Origin of the sequence: Brevibacillus sp. JB24b, from assembly GCF_051713385.1 — a bacterium.
Lineage (GTDB): Bacteria > Bacillota > Bacilli > Brevibacillales > Brevibacillaceae > Brevibacillus_B > Brevibacillus_B laterosporus.
Window position 1 is genome coordinate 2,701,540 of sequence record NZ_JBNVQV010000001.1, and the last position, 22,856, is coordinate 2,724,395.

The following is a 22,856-nucleotide window of genomic DNA, read 5'->3' on the forward strand; positions in this document are numbered from 1 at the left end:
CCTTACAATGAGATAGAAGAAAGGAACTGGGAATATTCGATGTTATGAAACAACCCAGTTCCATGTAAATTTTACTTCTTAATGGGATATCTCAACTTGATGTAGCAATGCCAAAATTTCATTGATTAAATAAGCATGTTGTTTAGCAAATTGCTTGTCAACCATCTCATGGTGTTTAGAATATCCTTGATATTCCATATAGGTGCCCGTTGTAGACTTCTTCCATTTCAGTTCCTCTTCACGCTCAATCTCTTTCGCTAAAATGAGGTGGATGCTTGCCTCAACCATACCGTCATTGATTATGGTATTGAGTAATGCACCATAATTCTCGATGTTTTGGACAATTTTGTTCCGTATACTCGCCACCTTGAATATTTCATTCTCTTCTGCAGCTTTATCGATCAGTTCCACATTTTCACGAATTTCTTCATCGTTTACGAGCTGGTAATCGGTCTGCCTTATCGTATCAAGAAGAATGATTCCTTGAACCTGATGACCTTTTTCTTCTAGTACTTTGGCAATCTCGAATGCCACATTTCCCCCTGCTGAATAACCCATCAGTAGATATGGCCCCTCTGATTGGATGTTCATTATGTGATTGATGTATTCATCAATAAGATGATCGTTCGTGATAAAATCAAATGAATAGATCGAGTATTCCGGAAGCTCGCTTGCGATTTCTTTGAATGCAGCACCTAAACCTGCGATTGGCGGGAAGGCAAAAACGATTGGCTTTCCTCCTTCATTAAGCAGGGTAACAGGTGCCTCTTGATCCACTTGTACATATTGCAGTACTGTCAGCTTCTCGGCTAATTGACGAATGGTACGGTAGCGGAATACAAACTGAAGTGGCATCTCTATCCCCATATCTCTACTAATAGCTGAGACAAGCTGTACTGCTTTGAGAGAATGTCCACCTAATTCAAAGAAATCCGTTTCTACGCTGATTTGTACCATACCAAGCACTTCTTCCCAGATATCCGCAAGTTTCTCCTCCATCTCAGTCTGTGGAGCAATGTACTCACTACCGATAACCATATTTGCTTCAGCTGCCGGTAAAGCCTTTTTATCAATCTTACCGTTTACCATGAGCGGCATGCTCTCCAATTGCACAAAATAGGAAGGAATCATGTATGCTGGTAACGTTTTTGCTAGTTGCTCTCGTAGCTCGGAAACGGTAATTGTGCGTTTTGCTTCGAAATAGGCACATAATTGATTTTGGCCTGTTGTATCCTGGATTACAGTCAATACAGCTTCCGAAATATCTTCAAGTCCTAGGATATGAGATTCTACTTCGAGCAACTCGATGCGGAAGCCACGTACTTTTACTTGATCATCAATTCTACCTAAAAACTCAATGTTCCCATCAGGAAGCCATCTAGCTAAATCACCTGTTTTGTATATCTTTTCACCTGTAACAAACGGGTTATCAATGAACTTCTCTTCTGTCAAATCAGGACGATTGAGATAACCGCGCGCAAGCCCCACACCTCCAATGCATAATTCGCCTGGTACTCCAATGGATTGGAGTTGATTTGATGGATTCAAGATGTAGATTTGTGTATTTGCTATTGGGCGTCCGATCGGTAGAGCGCCATCGGTTCGTTCCTCTACAACCCACTCTGTTGATTGAATAGTGGTCTCTGTCGGCCCATATGCATTGATGAAGCGAACGTAATCTCTCCATGCTTTGGCTACTCCAGGTGTCAAAGCGGAGCCACCTGTTGAAACAAAACGAAGAGAAATGAGTCTTTCCGGGTTAACTACACTAGCAAATGCTCCAGGAATTTCAGCTACAGTTATCAGGTGTTTATTGATAAATTTCTCATACAAAGCAGGATCTTGAGTTGTCTCCTTGGTTGGGATATATAGCTCTGCCCCATTGAGTAATGCCAAGAAGATTTCCATGATAGATGGATCAAATGATTGGCTTGTGTATTGAATGACTCGGTCTTGCTCCCAAATGCCATACTCTGATCGAATATGATCTATCAGGTTAACCACTCCACGATGTTCTAGCATGACGCCCTTTGGATTTCCTGTCGTACCGGATGTATATATAATGTATGCAAGATTGTTTGGTGAGGCTGGCAATGCTAGGTTTTCATGTTCTCCTTGGTACAGAGATTGATCATTTAATTGAATAACTTCAATGTTGTCTGAAACATTGGCACGTAAGTCAGTGTTTGTTTGCGTAAGCAGAAATTGTGTTTGACTGTCTTCTAGGATAAAGCGAATACGCTCCATTGGATAAGCTGGATCGATTGGTACATAAACGCCATTCGCTTTGAGAATGGCTAAAATAGCGACGTACATTTCAAGAGAACGGTCTGTTAGGATTGCTACGTTATCCTCCGCCTTTATCCCTTTTGCGACGAGTAAGCGAGCCAATTGATTTGCTTTTTCATTCAATTCTTGATAACTCAAAGATTGTCCTTCGTAATAGAGAGCTCTATTACTTGGGTATAATTCTGCCTGCGTTTCAAAGAGTTGATGAAGAGTCTTATCAGACTGGAAATCCATCTTTGTATCATTAAATTCTGTTACTAATTGATGTTTTTCGCTATCTGTCACCATGTCTATCTCAGCTAAAATAACATGATGGTCTCTAACAATTGCACGCAGTACCTGCGTAAAATGATTAGAAAAACGCTCAATACTTTCACGCTTAAACAATTTCGTGCAATAGTTTAGATCAACTCTAATCCCTTCTGTTGATTCATGAGCAGTCACAGTAAGATCAAAAGTCGCCATATTCTGCCTAGTTTCATATAGGGAGACATTTGCTTCACCAAAAGTCAATCCATTTTCTGGACCATCCATATTTTGTAGAGTGAACATGACATCAAAGAGTTGATTACGGCTCATGTCACGCTTGAGGTCTAGTTTTTCTATCAGCTCTTCAAATGGATAGTCTTGATTCTCGTAGGCATGAAGCGCTGTTTCTTTCACTTCAGATAAGAAGGTTGAAAAACTCTTTTGGGCTTCTGGGAACCCACGCATCACTAGCGTACCTACAAACATCCCAACGATTCTTTGTAGATCAGTATGTGGACGTCCGGCAATCGGGCTTCCGATAAGAATGTCATTTTGACCACTGTATTTGGCAAGGGTAACCTGTAATGCTGCCAGTAATATCATATACATGGTCGTTCCAGTCTCCATTGCCAGTTGTCTTAGAGCGCTTGATAATTCCTTGTCCACAGTAAAGGGAAGATTGTCACCATCAAAGCTATAAACAGCTGGTCTTGGATAATCAGTTGGCATTTGTAGAACTGGCAAGTCACCTGAGAGATTCTCAAGCCAGTACCACTCTTGCTTCTGCATTGCATCGGATTCATACATTTTTTGTTGCCACATAGCAAAATCTTTATATTGAATTGATAATGCAGGGAGTTCTTCTCCTGCATAGATTTTAGCTAACTCCGTGAGTATGATACTCATAGAAACCCCGTCAGAAATGCTATGGTGCATATCAAGCAATAAGAGATGTTCCTTCTCCTTAAAAGTGACAAGATGAGCTCTCATCAACGGTGCTTGATTCAAATCAAATGGTTGTGTAAATGTCGAGATGATTTGATTACGCTCACTCTCCGAAGCCACTGTATGAACCATATGGAACATTACAGATTCATGAACAATCTGTCTCATTTGCCCATCTGTCCAGTCAAAAGATGTCCGCAAGCTTTCATGACGATTAATTAGCTCTTGGAATGAGCTTTCCAGTAGATTAGCTACGATATCACCTGAAAGCTTCAGGGCCATTGGCATATTGTAGCTAAGTTCAGCTCCTTCCAACTGTGTTAGGATAAGCAGTCGTTTTTGAGCGGAAGAGACAGGGTAACTTTCTGCTATCTCCACTGGTTCTATTTCTTCAAAAGCATTCTTCTGTCCATGACCAATTAAAGTGGCCATTTCTTCGAGCTTCGTGTGTTTAAAAATCTCACGAAGAGATGTCCCTGTTTCGAATTCTTTATGAATTTTCGATAGAAGTACGGTGGCTTTTAATGAATGGCCTCCCAGTGCGAAAAAGTCATCAAGGACACTGATTCGTTCTACGCCCAGTACCTCTTGCCAAATAGAAACCAGCTTGGATTCAATAGCATTGCGTGGTGCCACATAAACTGCTCCTGTATCAACATTTTTGTCTGGCTTTGGTAGACTGCGCTTATCTATTTTTCCGTTGATCGTCACAGGCATTTCTTCCAAATTGATGAAGAATGCTGGGATCATATAGGATGGCAGGCTTTGCTCAAGATATTGTCGCAATTCAATAGCGGCTATACTACGCGTGCTGACAAAATAAGCGCATAAATCAGTTTGTCCCCCTTCATCCGTGAGGGCTAGGACAACCGCTTCAGTGATGGCATCGTGTGTTAGCAATTGGGTTTCAATTTCTCCTAGCTCAATTCTAAAACCACGGACTTTTACTTGATCGTCCACACGACCAAGATACTCAATATTTCCATCAGGAAGCCATCTTGCCAAGTCACCTGTTCTATACATTTTTTCGCCAGAAACAAATGGATTGTCTACAAACTTTTCACGTGTTAAATCAGGGCGATTGAGATAACCTCGCGCCAGACCTACTCCACTTATGCAAAGTTCTCCTGGAATGCCAATCGGCTGTAATTGATAATCAACTCCAACAATATAGATTTGGGTATTGTCTATTGGACGCCCAATTGGTAAGATTCCATCTGCTCTTTCTGCTGTTATCCAGCCTGTCGCTTGGATAGACGCTTCAGTTGGACCGTAAGCATTGACGTATAGTGTTCGGTCCTTCCATGCTTGGACCAGATCGGTAGTAATCGCAGAGCCACCAGTAAATAAAAGCCGCAAAGATGTTATGTTATCAGGATTTACATGTACGAGAAAGACAGGTGGTAACGCCGCTACCGTAATATGATGACGATTCACGTAATCTTCAAATAAAGTAGGGTCTTGAGTTGTCTCTTTCGTAGGTACGTACAATGTTGCTCCATTTAACAAGCAAGCAAAAATTTCTTTTACAGATGCATCAAAAGAAGGACTAACATACTGCAAAACGCGATCTTCTTTATACATTCCGTAGTGATCATGGATATACTGCTTTAACTTAACAACTCCGTGATGCTCAAGCATTACACCTTTTGGTTTTCCTGTTGTTCCAGACGTATAGATAACATATGCAAGATCGGTTGGTGTGATTGATACATTGAGATTAGTTGTATCGCCTTGATACAGTCTATCGTCAGTAAGCTCCAAAATTTTACCTTGATAGGTAGCGAAGTCATTACGAATTGATCCGAGTAAATGACTTTGTGTCAAAAGAATTGTAGCTTGGCTATCTTCTAATACATATGCAATTCTCTCATCTGGATAAGATGAATCAATTGGTAAGTAGGCACCTCCAGCTTTTAGGACAGCCATGATAGCAACAATCATTTCGATGCTTTTGTCTGTCATAACTGCAACAATCTGATCGGTCGTCACTCCAAGTGTAAGTAGTTCACGTGCCAACTGATTTGTTTTTTCATTCAGTTCTTGGTACGTTAATTGATCACCTTCAAAATAGACAGCAGGATGATTGGGATATCTCATTACCAGTTCTTCAAAAATCTGAGGAATGGTCTTCTCTTTCTCAAATGGAGCCTGTGTATGGTTAAACTCAACTAGTAATTTTTGTCTTTCTTCAGCAGGAACAATGTCTATATCACTTACTTTACTAGATGGATTTGCAAGAATGCTCCGTGCGATTTGTTTGAGATTAGCTGCAATGTTCTCCATCATTTGTTTGTTGTAGACATGCGCGTTGTACATAAACTTAATATAAAGTTCTTCACCTGGACCCACTGCTACATTGAAATCGTAGTTGGTTTGCTCATATACCTCCATTTGTTGAAAATCAATTACTACCTTTTTAGCTAAATGAATATTTCCATCCTCTGCTGGAGTCGGATAATTCTCAAAAGCAATCAAATGATCAAGTAAGCCCTGGCGTAATTCACTTGTGGATTGAATATCGGCAAGTGAGAGATAGTCATAATCAGACGAGGTAAGGGCATCAGCTTGCACTTGTTGCAGTAACTGAATAAACTTTGTTTCTGCATCCAATTGTATGCGTACAGGAATTGAATTGATAAACAAACCGACCATTTGCTCAATGCCTGTAACGTTTGCATTGCGACCAGAGACTACAGCGCCGAACACCACATCATTGGCACGATTATATCGAGCTAACAGTATGCCCCAGATTGTTTGGAATACGCTGTTTAAAGTGGTTTGGTATTGCTTGGCTAACTGCTCTAAACCACTTGTCATAGCTTGATCGAAGCAAAACTCAAACAGCTCGGTCTTGTATTCTACACCTTGACCTTTTCTTTCCTTTGGTATAGTAGCCAGTTGTTCATACCCTGCCACATATTCCTGCCAATACGAGATGGCTTCTGCTCTATCTTGTTTTTCCAACCAATTGATATAGTCGCTATACGGATAGACGGGACCGAGTGATAAAGGAATATCATTGAGTAGCGAATGATACGTATGAATAAATTCCCCCATAATTATTGGTATGCTCCAACCATCTGTAAGAATATGATGGAAGCTTAAAATCATGAGGTATTCTTCCAACCCTGTTTGCAGAACAGCCAACCGAATCAACCTATCACTAGATAGCTTAAATCCACGTTCTTTATCCTTTTGTTTAAAGCTTTCCATATACTCAATTCGATCCTCTTGAGCTAAAGCAGAAATATCTTCAAAGTGAACAGTAGCTATACGCTCGTTAAGAACTACTTGCAGTGGACGTGTCATATCTTGATGTACAAATATCGAACGTAACACATCGTAGCGTTGGATGATAGAGTTGAAAGCCTGTTCCATTTTAGAAATATCCATACTTCCAGATAAAGGTAAATTGTATTGTTCGACATACATAGATGTATTCGTATCTAGGTTTGCATGGAATAACATGCCCTCTTGCATGGGAGAAAGTGGATATAGCTTGCTAATTTCATTGGTATCTAATTCAGACTGTATAAAAGTACGAATGGTATCCCATTCTTCAATAGGTAGACCTGCATAACCCAAGTCAGAAGGCGTTGATTCACTTGTTGATTGGCTCATACAATGTTTGATGATTGAGAGTAAGTTAGATGTAAAACCTTCGATTAGCTTCTCAATACTCTCCTTCTGAAATGCAAGATGGTTATATACGAAAGACAATCGTAGTTTGCCTCCAACAGTAACACCAGTTATATCGATTAATTGATCCCGATTCATCTCTGGATTTACAAGGCAACCTCTTGACATATTTGAGACCGTGAATACTTCTGTTGTTACTTCTTGATCAAATTGGCCTAGGTAATTAAAACTAATCTCAGGCTGTATCGTAAACGAAATATCTTGCTTGTGCTCCAGTGGGGTCAAATACTTAAGTATACCGTAACCAATCCCTTTATTAGGAATTTTGCGCAAGGTTTCTTTGACTTGTTTTATTCCGTATGAAACATCTGAAACCCTAGACATCGGGAGTAGGACTGGGAAAGCAGATGTGAACCAGCCGATTGTTCGATTGATGTCCATCTCTTCAATAATATCCTCACGCCCATGTCCTTCAAGTAAGACAGCAATGTTATCATTTGACGTCCACTCTTTAAGCGTTATTCCTAGCGCTGTTAGCAAGATGTCGTTCATCTCAGTACGATAGGCACGATGCACATCTGTTAATAAAAGGGCTGTCTCGGTTTCGGATAGCTCCATTGATAAAGATGAACTATCTTTCATACGGTTAGGACTAGCAATGAAATCTGTCTGGATTGGATCAAGTCTTGTTTCTTCGATTTGTTTCCAGTATGTTTTCTCTCTAAGTAGTTCCTTACTTGTAGAGTAGGTTTCCAAACGCTTTGCCCATTCTTGTAACGAAACAGTTTTCGCTGGGAAAACGATAGGCTCTCCTTTGTGTGCTTGTTCATAGCCTGTTGTAAAATCCTCAAGTAAGATACGCCACGATACACCATCAATAACGAGATGATGAATGGCAATCAGAAGGTGATCACCTTCTGTAGTTTTGAATAGACCTAATTTGACCAGTGGCCCTTGATGAAGCAGGCCCATACTGCTTTGAATACGGTTTGCCTCTTGTTCGATCCGTTCTGCCACGTGCTCCTCGCTTAATTCCTGCATCAAATCGATAACTTCTACAGTAAAAGAAGCTTCCGTCTCATTTATTCCTCTATTTACTTGCTTTGCCATATCGTTTGACGTTAAGAAATAGGCCATACGTAATGCATCGTGATGATGAATAATATGGGTAAATACCTGACGAACGTACTCTACGTTAAATCCTTCTGGTCGGAAGAGGAAATTCGCTTGATTAAAATGATGAAGATTTGTACTGTGTTCCGTAAATAACCAGCGTTGGATTGGTGTAAGTGGTACGTCTCCCTCAATTGATCCTTGGTCAAAAGCTTGAGTACCCGCTTTTACATACTTACTTAGTTGTCCAATCGTCGGATTTTTAAACAAATCGCTAATAACTAGCCTTTGTCCTTCTTTATGAAGACGGGAAGAAATTTGAATAGCCTTGATTGAATCCCCACCTATTTCAAAGAAGTTATCGTGAATACTAATCTGCTCTACTCCTAGGACTGCTTTCCAGATACTTGCAAGCGTTGATTCTATTTCATTTCGTGGTGCCACGTATTCTCTACCATCTGAATTAGATGTAGAAGGCTTTGGTAGTCGCTTTTTGTCAACTTTTCCATTTACCGATATCGGTATGCTATCTAGCTGCACAAAGTATGCTGGAATCATGTAAGAAGGTAAATGTTGGCCAATCTGTTGCCGGATATCAGCTATATTGATTTCATGATCAGCAACGATATAAGCACATAAATCGGGTTGTCCTTCTTCATTAGTAAACGCTACGACCACTGTGGCATGTATTTCATGAAGAGAAAGCAAGTGTGCTTCAATTTCTCCTAATTCTATACGGTAACCACGTATTTTTACCTGGTCGTCGATCCGTCCAAAGTATTCGATCATTCCGTCTGGGAGCCATCTTACTAAGTCCCCTGTCTTGTACATCCGTTCGCCTTCTGCAAATGGATGCTCGACAAACACTTTTTCGGTTAGCTCGGGTTTATTGAGATAACCACGTGCTAGGCCTGCTCCGCTAATGCATAATTCACCTAATACACCAATTGGTTGCAACTGGTTCTGACCATTTAGAACATAGGCCTTCGTATTTGGGATTGGTCGTCCAATCGGTAATGCTTCATCTTCTCGATCTGTACCAACCCATGTAGTCGCTATGACAGACGATTCAGTCGGTCCATAAGCATTCATATAGGTTGTCCGATCCTTCCAAGTTGCTACAATGTCACTATTCGATGCTGAGCCACCCGTGAGCAAAAGACGCATCGATGATAATTTGCTTGGCTCCACGTTGACGATATATACAGGCGGTATCAAGCCTACTGTGATTTGGTGAGCTTCAATAAATTCTCCAAAAGCAACTGGATCGTATATTGTATCTTGGGTCGGAATGTATAACGATGCTCCTGTTAGTAAGCAAACGATGATTTCCCACACTGATACATCGAAGGAAGAGCTTGCAAATTGTACCATACGATCGTGAATACCTATGCCAAAGTCTGACTGATAATAGGTTTTCAAGCTAATAATTCCGCGGTGTTCAACCATGACCCCTTTTGGTTTACCAGTAGTCCCTGATGTATAGATCACATAAGCCAGGTCTGTTGATGAAGCTTGTATTTCGACATTAGTTACTTCACCTTGGTAGAGCATTTCGTCTTCTATATCGAGGATATAACCATTAAAAGGTACTTTATCCATAAGGTGCTTCTGTGTGAGTAGTACCTGTGCATTGCTGTCCTCTAGCATATATTGAATACGATCAGCTGGATGGACAGGATCTATTGGTACATATGCACCGCCAGCCTTGAGTACGGCTACAATCGATACAATCATCTCTAGTGATCGACTTGTCATGATAGCAACGATATTGTCCTTTACAATCCCTTCTCTGATTAACAAGCGTGCCAGTTGATTTGCTTTTTCATTTAATTCTTGATACGTAAGCTGTTTCCCCTCGAAAAATACTGCTACTTGCTCTGGAGTCAAGGCTGCTTGTTTATCAAAGAGCTGCTGTATCGTTGCCTGGGTGTCAAACTCTTTATCTGTATCATTAAATGCAACGAGAAGCTGTTCTTTTTCTGCTGGTGTTACCATGTCAATTTGCGAAATTTGAATATCAAGATTGTTGACAATCGAACGAAGTACTTGTACGAAATGTCCTGCCAAACGATGAATGGTGTCCTTTCTAAATAGCTTCGTACTATAGTTAAAGTAGCAATTGATCTCTTCTCCAACTTCAAAAGCCGCTAGTGTAATATCAAACTTAGCTAGATTGAAGATGGCTTCGTAAGGAGTTGTTTTAACCCCATCTATTTTCAATATTTCATTTCCTACATTTTGCAAGGCAAACATGACGTCAAATAATGGATTTCGGCTCATGTCACGATTAACGTCAAGCTTTTCTACGAGTTCTTCAAACGGATAATCTTGATTCTCAAACGCTTGCAAAGTGCTCTCTTTTACTTCTTTAAGATAGCTAGTAAAAGTCTTTTCAAGAGCTGGGAATCCTCTCATAACGAGTGTTCCAACAAACATTCCGACGGTTTCCTCAACATCAGCATGCTGTCTACCTGCAACTGGGCTTCCCACCATAATTTCCTCTTGTCCACTGTATTTGGCAAGCAAGACCTGGAATGCTGCAAGAAGAACCATATACATCGTTGTCCCCGTTAGTGAAGTAATTTGACGAAGGTTTTGGGTCAAATCAGCATCTATGCCAAAAGAGACGATGTCACCTTCAAAGCTTTGTACAGATGGTCTAGCATAATCTGTTGGCATTTGGAGAGTTGGTATTTCCCCTTCAAATGTTTTCAGCCAAAAGGCTTCTTGCTTTTGCATTACATCCGTTTGATACATCTCTTGCTGCCATGCAGCGAAGTCCTTGTATTGAATTCGTTGGTTAGGTAACTCTTCATCTGCATAGAGCTTAGATAGTTCATGAAGCAAAATGTTTGTGGAGACACCATCTGAGATGATATGGTGCATATCTATCATGAGAATATGCTCATCTTCTTCCATGGTGACTATTTCTACTCGGAATAACGGAGCACGATTTAGATCAAACGGTCTAATAAATGCTTGTACCGTAGTAGCTATGGCTTCTTCACGAATTGAGATATCAACGAATAACTCTTTACGAGACATGTTGAAATCAATATGAGGGTGAATAATTTGAACAGGTTCTCCATCAATCCAATCAAACGAAGTACGTAGACTCTCGTGGCGTTGTACTAGTTTTTTGCACGCTTCTTCCAATTGGTCTTTGTCGATAAAACCACTCAATTTGCATACAACAGGCATATTGTAGGCTAATTGTGCACCTTGCATTTGGGCAATAATTAACACTCGCTTTTGTGCAGAAGACACGGAATAATAATTGCTAGGCTCAATCGATTGTATTTCTGAATAATGAGTCTTCTTTGTTCTATTAATGAGGGTTGCCAATGCATCTATTGTTTTAAATTGGAAAAGATCACTCAATGCAATTTGTACGTCACATTCTTTATGCAATCTAGATGCGAGAACGGTAGCTTTGAGAGAATGTCCTCCGAGTTCAAAGAAGTCATCATAAATACCGATAGGACTGATACCAAGCAATTCCTGCCAAATAGCAACTAGCTTTTCTTCTAGTCTAGTACGGGGAGCCATATACTCAGTTGCTTTCCCTATGAATTCGTCTTTTGGTAGAGCCTTTCTGTCGATTTTACCGTTTGGAGAAAGCGGCATTTTTTCAAGCTGAATAAACTGCGCAGGAATAAAATAGCTAGGTAATTCATTTGCTAAAAAGTCTCGCAAGTCAGTGGAAGTCATGTCTTTCGTAGCTACAAAATATGCGCACAGATATTTTTCCCCTTGATTATCTTCACTTGCAATGACAACGGTTTCCTTTATTCCTTCGTAAGCTAAAATTTGGGTTTCGATCTCACCAAGCTCTATGCGGAAGCCACGAATTTTGACCTGATGATCGATACGACCAAGATATTCAATATTACCATCTGGCATCCAACGTGCAAGGTCACCCGTACGATACATCCGTTCTCCCATTACATACGGATTAGGAACGAATTTTTCAGCTGTTAGTTCTGGTCGATTCAAATAACCACGAGCCAATTGCACCCCGCCAATGCAAAGTTCACCTGCGACTCCTACAGGCTGGAGCTGATTCTCTTTACTCACGATGTATAGCTGAGTATTATCAATCGGTTTTCCGATAGGTACTGTATCCATTCTTTCTTCTATCGAGCAATCAAATACCGAAACGTCTACAGTAGCCTCCGTTGGCCCGTATAAATTAACTAATTTCGTATGATACGAAGCATGAAGAAGAGAATTAAAACGTTCGACATGTGCAACCTGCAATGCCTCACCAGAAGCAAAAACTGTGCGTAAGCTTGCGAGTCTTTCGATTTCCGACGAGTTTAGATCGATATGCTCTAAGAAGGCATGGAGCATGGATGGTACAAAATGCATTGTAGTTACACGCCGGCGTTCAATGGCATCTACGATTGTAGACGAATCTTTTTCTCCCTCTGGAATGAGGAAGCACACTTTTGCTCCTACAAATGCCCACCAGAACATTTCCCATACAGAGACATCAAAGGTAAACGGAGTCTTTTGCAAGATGACGTCATTTTCGGTAAGTGGATATGCTTTTTGCATCCAGAGTAGTCGATTAAGTACGGACGTATGTTCAATCATGGCACCTTTTGGTTTACCAGTTGAGCCGGACGTATAGATAACATAAGCCATATCTGTCGATTGATTCACATGTTCTAAATCGGTGCTGTCTATGTGATAAGCACCTGGTTGATCTAGCTCGATGACAAAGCCATTAAAATCTACTAGTCCATTGTATTCTGATTGGGTTAATAGGATTTCTGTCTTACTGTCTTCTAACGTAAATTCTAAACGGTCTTGTGGATGCTTCGGGTCTAGTGGTAGATATGCTCCTCCTGCTTTCAAAATCCCCAAAATGCCAATTATCATCTCAAAGGAACGATCAAGCATAATTCCAACAATACTATTAGGTGTTACGCCATTCGCTCGTAATGTTCTAGCTAGCTGGTTGGTGCGCTCATGCAACATACGATAGGTTAATTCTTCATTCTCAAAATAAACAGCAGTATTGTCGGGTATTCTAGTAGCAGTCTCTTCAAATAGCTGATGAATCGTCTTATGACGCGGGAAATCTACTGTTGTTTGATTACATTCATGAAGAATATGATGTTTCTCAGCCTCAGATAAGATGTTGATATTGCCTAGCTTCATTTCTGGATTGGAAACAACCGCACATGCCAATTCTGTCAAATGGGAAGCTATGCTTTCTACAAGCTGTGGATCATAGATTTGTTCATTGTATCTAAAATTTACATATAGCTGATCATATGGGGCTACAAGTACATTGAAATCATAGTTTGTCTGCTCAAAAACCTCCATTTTAGCAAACTCAAAATCTAATCTCTTCTCATTGGAGGATGCTCCTTCTTTGTCAGGCGTCGGATAATTTTCAAAGATGAGGAGATGGTCTAATAATCCTTGCTTTAAGGAGCTCATTGCCTGTGTTTCAGCAAGTGATAAGTAATCGAACTGAGACGACGCAGTTCCGCGTTCTTTTACCTTTTGCAATAATTCAATAAAGCTTTGTTCTGCAAATGGTTGCACACGAACAGGTATCGTATTAATAAATAGACCTACGATTTGTTCAATGCCTTGTATATCTGCGTTTCGTCCAGAGACAACTGCCCCAAAAACTACATCATCTACTCCGTTATAACGCCCCAACAGAATGCCCCATAGGCTTTGGAAAACATTGTTTAATGTAGTATGGTATTGCTTTGCTAACCGTTCTAGTCCGATTGTAGTTTCTTTATCAAAATGGAAAAGATGGTTACCTTGAACGTAGTTTCTTGTTTTCTGCGAGCGCCATTTCGGAAGTGTGGCTAGCTGCTCATATCCGAGTAGATCATTTTTCCAATAAGTAAGAGCCTCTTCTCTGTCCTGTTTCTCCAACCATTCAATATAGTCGCTATAAGGATAGACAGGATTCTGTTGAATTTCCGTCTTGTTTAGTAGGGAATGGTACGTACGTATCAATTCATCTAATACGATAACAAAGCACCAGCCATCCATAATAATATGATGGAAGCTTACGAGTAATTGATAGGTGTCTTCCCCTGTTTTTAAAACGGCAAGGCGCAGAAGTACGTCTTTTGCTATTGTAAAGCCTTCCTGCTTATCCCTCTCTTTGTAGGAATCAAGATATGATTGCTGACTTACTGCGTCTAAATGAGAAATGTCTTCAAAGTGTATGTTTGTTTGTCGATCTTGTAGAACAACCTGTACCGGACGTTTCAGTTCTTGATGGACAAACACAGTCCGTAATACATCATAACGAGCTATTACCATGTTTAGACTTTGTTCCAGAAGAGCTAGATTGAGCGTACCATGGAGCGGGATACTGTTTTGCTCAAAATATGCTGGACTTTCAGGCTGCAATTCTGAATGAAATAGAATGCCTTCCTGCATAGGCGACAGAGGATATACTTTAGTAATTTTTGTATTTCCAGTCACTTCTTGCAGGATTGATTGGATGTCTTCAAACTCCTCGATAGAGAGATTCAGCGCTCCTACATCAGACGGAGTTAGCTCGCTGGTTGTTTTTGCTACGCAATGTTTAACAAGATCGAGTAGGTTTGTCTTAAACTGGTCCGCAATGTGTTGAATTGTGGATTCTTGATAAGCGTGATGGTTGTAGGTAAATATCATTTGTAGTTTACCATCGAAAATACCACCATTGCATTCTAGTAATTGATCACGCACAAAGTATGGACTGATTGAATCACCGCTAGACAACTGTGAAGATGAGAACACCTCTGTTGCAGTATCTTGATCGAATTGCCCCAAATAGTTAAAGCTGATTTGTGGTTGTAACTGGAATGACATTGATTCAGCCTGCTCTACAGGGGTTATATATTGTAAGATACCGTAACCAATACCTTTAGTAGGGATGCTTCTCAATGTTTCTTTCGTAAGCTTAATTTGTTTCGACAATTCATGTTCTTTGATGGGCAAAATAACCGGATACGCAGATGTAAACCAGCCAATCGTACGGGTAACATCCATATTCGCCATGATATCTTCACGACCATGACCTTCGAGTAATAGGAGAATGTTTTCTTCTCCTGTCCAGTTTTTTAGGGTAAGACCTAATGCAGTCAGTAATAGGTCATTAATTTCGGTATGATAGGCATGATGTACATCTTGTAATAGCTGTTTCGTCTGTTGTGGAGTGAGTTCAACATGTATATCCGAGCTATCCTTTTTTTGATTATTTGTAATAGATCCATCAGTTGGTAAAGGTTGTATTGTGGTTTGTTCCAATTGTCTCCAATAGGGGATTTCTTTAAGAAACGCCTTACTTGCTGCATAGGATTGCAATTGGGTCGACCATTCTTTAAACGAGACTGTTTTTGATGGAAAGGAAAGAGCTTCTCCTCTGACTACTTGGCTATAGCCTGTTGATAAGTCCTCTAATAAAATGCGCCAAGAAACTCCATCAATAACTAAGTGATGAATTACAATCAATAGATGATCTCCTGAAGTTGTTTTAAATAAACCTATTTTGACTAATGGTCCCCAATTATCAAGTTCGAAGCTTGTTTGGAGACGGTCAGCTTCCTGTTTGATCTGATTTCTGATGACCGATTCATTTGTTTCATCTCTTAAATCAAAAATGTCAAAATCAAAATGATCTTTAGTGAACGCTTGGTTTACCTGCTGAATACTTCCATTTTTTAGAGTTGAGTAGGTCATTCGCAATGCATCGTGGTGTTCAATGATATGCTCGAACACCTGCCGAATTATTTCACCCTCAAACCCCTCTGCACGGTACAGCATATTCGCTTGATTAAAATGATGTCTATTGCTTTTTTGATTCTCAAAGAACCAATGCTGAATAGGAGTAAGTGGAACATCACCTACCACCATTCCTTGATCATAGGCGTTTTTAACTACCTTGACGTATTTGCTGAGCTCGGAAATAGATAGATGTTTAAATATATCCCGCATTTCTACCTTCAAGCCGTCTTTATGCAAACATGCGGAAATTTGGATTGCTTTAATCGAGTCTCCACCGATCTCGAAAAAGTTGTCCATGATACTGATGCGGTCTATTCCTAGCACTTTTTCCCATGCACTTGCAAGTAGCTCCTCGACCTCATTTCTCGGCGCAACATATGGTAATCCAGTGTTCACCGTTCCTTCAGGTTTTGGAAGAGCCTTCTTGTCAATCTTGCCGTTTACCGTAAGTGGCATTTCGTCGAGCTGCATAAATGTAGAAGGAATCATGTAAGCTGGTAGATTTTTTCCAATGGATTGGCGCAGTTCAAGGATGCTCATTTCTCGTGTAGCCACAAAGTAAGCGCATAAGTCAGTCTGCCCATTATCGTTGGTAAACGGGATAACGATGGTTTGAACAACTTCTTCTATTTCTAGCAATTGAGTTTCAATCTCTAGTAATTCAATACGATAGCCACGTATCTTTACCTGATCGTCCATACGCCCCAGATATTCAAGATTGCCATCTGGCATCCACCTTACCAAGTCACCAGTTCTATAGATTTTTTCACCTGTAATGAAAGGATGCGCGATAAATTTCTCTTGGGTTAATTCAGGACGGTTAAGATAACCACGCGCTAGTCCTACCCCACCTATGCATAGTTCCCCGACTGCGCCTATTGGTTGCAGTTGATGTTCGGTATTCATAACATATACCTGGACATTATCAATTGGTTTACCGATAGAAATCATGCCGTCTTCTCGCTCTTCGGCAATCCATGCTGTTGCCTGAACAGAGGCCTCTGTAGGACCATAAGCATTTACATATATCACACGATCTTTCCAAGTGCGAACCATTTCTGATGTGGTTGAAGAACCACCTGTAAATAAGAGACGTAAGGAACGGAGTTTGTCTGCATGTAAATGAACAGCAAAAACAGGCGGTAGTATGGCCACTGTGATCTGATGACTACTCAAATAGTGTTCATATAAGGTCGGATCTTGTGTTGTCTCCTTGGTCGGGACATACAATGTCGCGCCATGTAATAAGCCCATGAAGATTTCTTTTACAGATACGTCAAAAGAGGAGCTGGCATATTGGACGATACGATCTTGTTTGCAGAGCCCGTATTGTGTACGGAGGAATTGTTGCAAATTGATAATTCCACGATGCTCAACCATAACCCCCTTTGGTTTACCTGTTGTTCCAGATGTGTAGATAACATAAGCAAGATCTGTCGCTTGCACTGTCCAAGTAGGATTTGTCTTATTGCCAACAAAGAGCTTCTCATCATCTATTTCTAGGATGTGTCCGCCAAACGAGATATCTTTCACATATTGTTTTTGGGCTAGCAGAATGTTGGCTTCACTATCTTGCAGCATATAAGAAATACGCTCTGATGGATGCACAGGATCTATGGCAACATAGGCTCCACCTGCTTTGAGAATAGCTAAGATGGAAACGATCATTTCCACAGAACGGTCTGCGATTATGGCTACGAGCTGATCCGTAGTGACTTCTTTATCTCGGAGGATATGGGAAAGCTGGTTTGCCTTTTCATTTAGCTCTTGGTAAGTGAGCTTTGAACCCTCAAAGTAGACGGCGATCTGATCAGGATTCATAGCCACCTGCTCTTCAAAGAGCTGATGAATCGTTTTCTCTTCCGGGAATGGTTTCACAAGCTGATTTGATAAGACAACAAGATCGTGTTGCTCCTCCTCTGAAAGCATTTGTAGCTCAGCTACCTTTTTCTCTGGAAATGAAATCGTATCTTGAGCCAAACGTAAAAGATGTTTAGCCAATCTACTTATTTCATCTTCTGTGTACATTTTTTCTACATAATCTATTTCAATGGTCAATAAGTCCTTGTCTTTATGCTCTTGAATATGTAAAGCAATCTCTTCTGTCATATGACCCACAAACAATTGTTCTACCGTATAACGAACTCCAGCTATTTGTTCAAAATCAAGGATCTGATACCCAGCAAATAGACGAAATAGACTATTTACATGAGGATGCTTGTCCCGAACTTTTTGCATTACTTGATCGTATGGATATTTCTGGTGACGAAATAATTTATTCTGCTTCTTCGCTACATTGCGGATAAACGAGAGAACATCTTGTTCAGGATCTCCTTGAAAACGAAACGGCATCGTGCTAACTAGCATACCAATCATATCTTTTTCTTTACGCTGTGTCCGATTATTGCAAGTTGTTCCGATGGTTATGTCTGTTTGTCCTGTCAAACGATAAACATATGCATGAAACATCGACATGAATAGGGTGAAAATACTGATATTATTTTCTGTGCAAAATTTTTGTGCTTGATTTCGTAAATCTTGTGGTACAACGATTCTTTTCCTTCTTGCTTTCGTACTAACTGAATAAGCGTCATATGCCTTAAAACCAGTAAATTCTGGTAAAGTAGAAAACTCTTCGTGCCAAAATTCTCGGTCTTTTTGGAATCGTGCTGAGCTTGTGTAATTTTCCTCATCATGAATAAATTCTATAAAAGAAGCTGGTAAACCCATGTTCTTCGATTCTAAAACATCTGTGCCAGTAAGTAATTCTGTATAAATGGAAATAATATGATTCACGATTTGTACGTAAGCCATACCATCCGTAATGATGTGATGCGTTTTTAGGTAAATATACCCTTCTTGTTCACTGCATTTAATGACAGAACATTCAAATAATTGCTTGTGTAAAAGTTCAAATGGGGTTTGAAATTTTTCATTGGCCCAAGAGTATAACTCATCCTGATCCGTTTTTTCGCTGAAATCTAACATAGGCAGTACTTCTTGATGATAAGGTTCAATATACTGCCTTGGTTCGTTACTCTGAGAATCCAAAATAATACGCAGGCGAATAGAATCGTTCATTTGAATAAATGTTTGGATTGCTTTTTGCAACAGTGCATAGTCTAGCCTTTCTGCTTGTAACCTAATTAGACCTCCAATGTTCGAAATACTGGTATTAGGAAAAAATTCCTCTGTAAACCAAATACGTTTCTGGGAGTGAGTGAGGGGGTATATCTGTTCGTGGTTGATCATCCCAATTTTTCCTCCTAATTGAATGTAGTGTAAATATTTGTTAATAAGTTGTGCTTTTACAATTGTATCATTATTTTTAAAAGTGAAATTATTAATATTTTGTCTTTTCATTCTGTTTTTTATTGCCAAATAAGAGATTAAAAGTAATAATTAAAATCTTATATGATAGAAAAGTTAAAAAATATTAAGATAAAAACGCTTAAAATGAAGATTGATGAAGATAGATAAATTTCATTTCTATAATTATTAAAATAGTCATTTACTACTTTAGAACATAAAAGTATGAAATTCCCAATGAAACGTATATGCTATTTTAGAGCTTAGAAGCTGGTAAAGATTAAATTCTCTTCTCTTTGTTTCTTGACTTATAAATCATACAGCTTTTTTACAATAATCACATTGCTTATCAAGCCTACCTTTTACAGAATAGTTGATTAAAAATAAAAGATCCCTCGCTTCGATTTAAATACATTATTTATTAGTTATGAGACGCGTAAATTACAGAGAGATGTAACGAGAGGTTCCAAAAAAAGCATATAAACAGATTCTAAAAGAGATTCGAGACGCAATTAAGACATAGCAAAAAAGACCTCACGAGGTGTCTATCCCCTGAGGTCTTCTTAATTATTCATTTATTCCTACCAATTTTCTAGTAACTCTATTGAATTTCTTACGTATGATATTGATGTAAGTTATAGGTATTCAGGAAACGTTTTACGGTCTTTTTCTTTGCTCACTCTCTTCTAGTAGACTTCCTATTGTAATCTTTTTAGCGGTAATTCTGCTGGACCTTCTATAATTTCGCCCGTATAGGAAAACCTTGAGCCATGGCAAGGGCAATCCCATGTCCGATCGCCATGATTCCACTCTGTTTCACATCCTAAGTGTGTACAAGTTGTATCTACTATGTGTAATTGACCGTTGTCATCCTTATAGGCACCAGCACGTTCCCCATTATATAGCACAACACTACCTTCCCCATTCGTTAAATCTTCTATTTTCCGATCAGGGACTTCAAGTTTCCCACTAATTAAATGCTTAGCGACATCAAGATTTTGTACAAAGAATTCTTTCAAACTTGGATTAATAAAGAATCGTGAAGGCCGATATAAATCAATATAAGGATTTTCTCTTTTTAACACGATATCTCGAAGAAGTAGTGCTGCGGCAGTTCCATTTGTCATTCCCCATTTTCTGTACCCAGTTGCCACAAGGACGTTGCGATGATTGGAAGTAATCTCTCCAATATATGGGACTTTATCTAAGGTAACCAAATCCTGAGCTGACCAGCGATAGAGAATTTCATTCATGCCAAATACTTCATGACCAAACGCTTCTAAAGCTTTATAATGTTCGAGTGTGTCTTTACCTTGACCGGTTTTATGACTCTCTCCTCCGATAAGCACAATGTTTTCACCGTCCATTGTTGTGGAACGTAGGGATCGTGTGGGCTGATCTGCACTGATATACATACCACCAGGAAATTCTTTTTCGGTTTTGACGGCAATCACATATGATCTTTGTGCATACAATCGTGTAAAATAAAACCCCAATCCGTCGTAAAAAGGAAAATGGGAACAAGAAAGAACATAATTTGCTGTGACACGTCGACCTTCGCGTGTAAGTACAGTTGGCTGATTGCCTTCTTCAAGATCGATGGCCATCGAATTTTCAAAAATAAGTCCTCCACTTTCAACAATCAATTGTACGAGCTTGGTTAAATAGGATACAGGATGGAATTGTGCTTGGTTTTTCATCGATAAAGCTTTATGAATCTTTATATCAAAAGGGATGTGACTTATGAGCTCACCAGGGATATGTAGCTGTTGATAGGCTCTAAACTCTTGTTCCAGCTTATGGACGCACTCTTTAGTGGTAGCATAAATATAGGCATCCTGCTGACTAAAATCACAATTGATTTGATGCTCCTCAACAGTCTGCTTAATAAATTGGAGTGCTTCTGAATTGGCTTCGTAATACTGTCTTGCTTTTGTTCGCCCCATATGACTGATTAATTCATCGTAAATCAAACCGTGTTGGGCTGTAATTTTAGCTGTTGTATGCCCCGTAGTTCCATTTAATAAAGTATCTGCTTCTAGTAAAGCAACTTTCAAGCCTTCTTTTACAAGAAGATAGGCAGTCGTGATTCCAGTTATTCCACCACCTATAATAACGATATCTACCTCTAGGTCTTCTTGTAAGGATTGAAATGTCGGTAGTGTAACTGAATCTCTCCAGTAAGGCTCGGGAAAGCGTGGTAGTCCTTCACTTCCAATGTGATTATGTGTCATCAGCTATCCTCCGTTTTTTTTACCTCTTATTGAAAACAGTTGTTTCCAAAAACGAAGGGTTCTTATACCTACCTTGCTCAGGGAAGCTGTAGATAATCTTTTCACACGAATTGAATTTCTTTAGATTATTCTTTTACGGAAAAAATAGAATAATAGTTATTTGGAAATATAGGAGAAGAATTAGTCTTGTTCAGTAAGAATCAGGGGGCCATTTTTGGTTATCGCCACAGTATGCTCGTATTGGGCGGAGAGTTTACCATCGACGGTGCGAGCTGTACAACCATTTTTTCCATTTTTCCCCGCTATGAACCTACATTAACCATGGGTTACCATCCCCTCTTTTAATCTGAGGCCTTTACCTGGACTACCGAAATGCGCAACTTGGGGCTCCTCATGTAAGGAAGGTCCAATGCCGTGGCCACAGAAATCTCTAACAACGGACAATCCTGTTGTCGCAACGAATATTTGGGTGGCATGGCCATTATCACCTAAGCGATTTCCAATTCGTTTCTTGTTCGATGCCCTTATACATGGTTCCTTGGTAACTTGTAATAAATGTCTCGCCTCTTCTGGAATAGTACCCACTGTATGTGTCCAAGCAGGATCCGCAAGACCACCATGTAAATTCCATGTCAGTTACTGAAAACTCAAAAAACCCAATTTCTTATCCAGAAATCGGGTTATCCCTAACAAGCTTATATTAATAATTATCTGCAACTGCTTTTCGTAAAATCCCAATACATCTGTCTAAATCGGTTTTTACGTTTGCCTTATAGCGCAAGGCTGCTTCATAACCGCCGTTCGAAACAAAATGATAATAAACGACTTCCTTATGCTTAGCATTCAGGTTTGGTTGAGGTTTTTTTACCCGATACAAAATCCCATCATCAACAAGATCATCAAGAGAACGATAAATTTCCGCGTGATTGGGTCTATAACCAAGATTTTTAAAGTCATGCTGTAAAAAATCGAGTATTTGTAAGGCATAACCCCTTTTCTTTTCTACCATAGTAATCAAATATAGTTTAAGAAAGGCTCTTTGTTTGATCAGAAACCCAGTGCTTTCTCGTTCTGACATAGGGGATTTCACCTTCTTCCCATTTTTGTACTATGTACTAATTGTACATAAAAGGAAAAAATATACAAGGGTTTATTTTCCTCTCCCTTATTAGCAAGTGAATTATATATTCTTGTTTAAACTGATAAGTATTGGGCTAAAAGGGGAAGAGTGAGCTTATACAAACCAATCTCTTTTTCTTGTTTTAAATGTACAATTAGTACATAGTACAATTTGTTTTATATACTCTTTTGTAT

General features: G+C 39.6%; 3 protein-coding genes and 1 pseudogene. All 4 read right to left on the reverse strand.

Annotation, left to right across the window (positions count from 1 at the left end; genetic code table 11):
- Positions 1–78: 78 nt before the first annotated feature.
- The 4 genes and pseudogenes from ACQV1I_RS13165 to ACQV1I_RS13180 all read right to left on the reverse strand — a co-directional run bounded on the left by ACQV1I_RS13165 (position 79) and on the right by ACQV1I_RS13180 (position 22,620).
- Positions 79–19,251: a non-ribosomal peptide synthase/polyketide synthase gene (locus ACQV1I_RS13165; protein WP_116334612.1), complete on the reverse strand. Its 19,173-nt coding sequence runs from the start codon at positions 19,249–19,251 to the stop codon at positions 79–81.
- A gap of 755 nt (positions 19,252–20,006) precedes the next feature.
- Positions 20,007–21,542: an FAD-dependent oxidoreductase gene (locus ACQV1I_RS13170; protein WP_116334611.1), complete on the reverse strand. Its 1,536-nt coding sequence runs from the start codon at positions 21,540–21,542 to the stop codon at positions 20,007–20,009.
- Positions 21,543–21,722: 180 nt separating this feature from the next.
- Positions 21,723–22,169: pseudogene (locus ACQV1I_RS13175) on the reverse strand (M24 family metallopeptidase); the annotation flags it as partial.
- A 73-nt stretch (positions 22,170–22,242) separates the two neighbouring features.
- Positions 22,243–22,620, reverse strand: coding sequence for a helix-turn-helix transcriptional regulator (locus tag ACQV1I_RS13180; protein WP_094701502.1), 378 nt, complete (start codon positions 22,618–22,620; stop codon positions 22,243–22,245).
- Between the last annotated feature and the right edge of the window lie 236 nt (positions 22,621–22,856).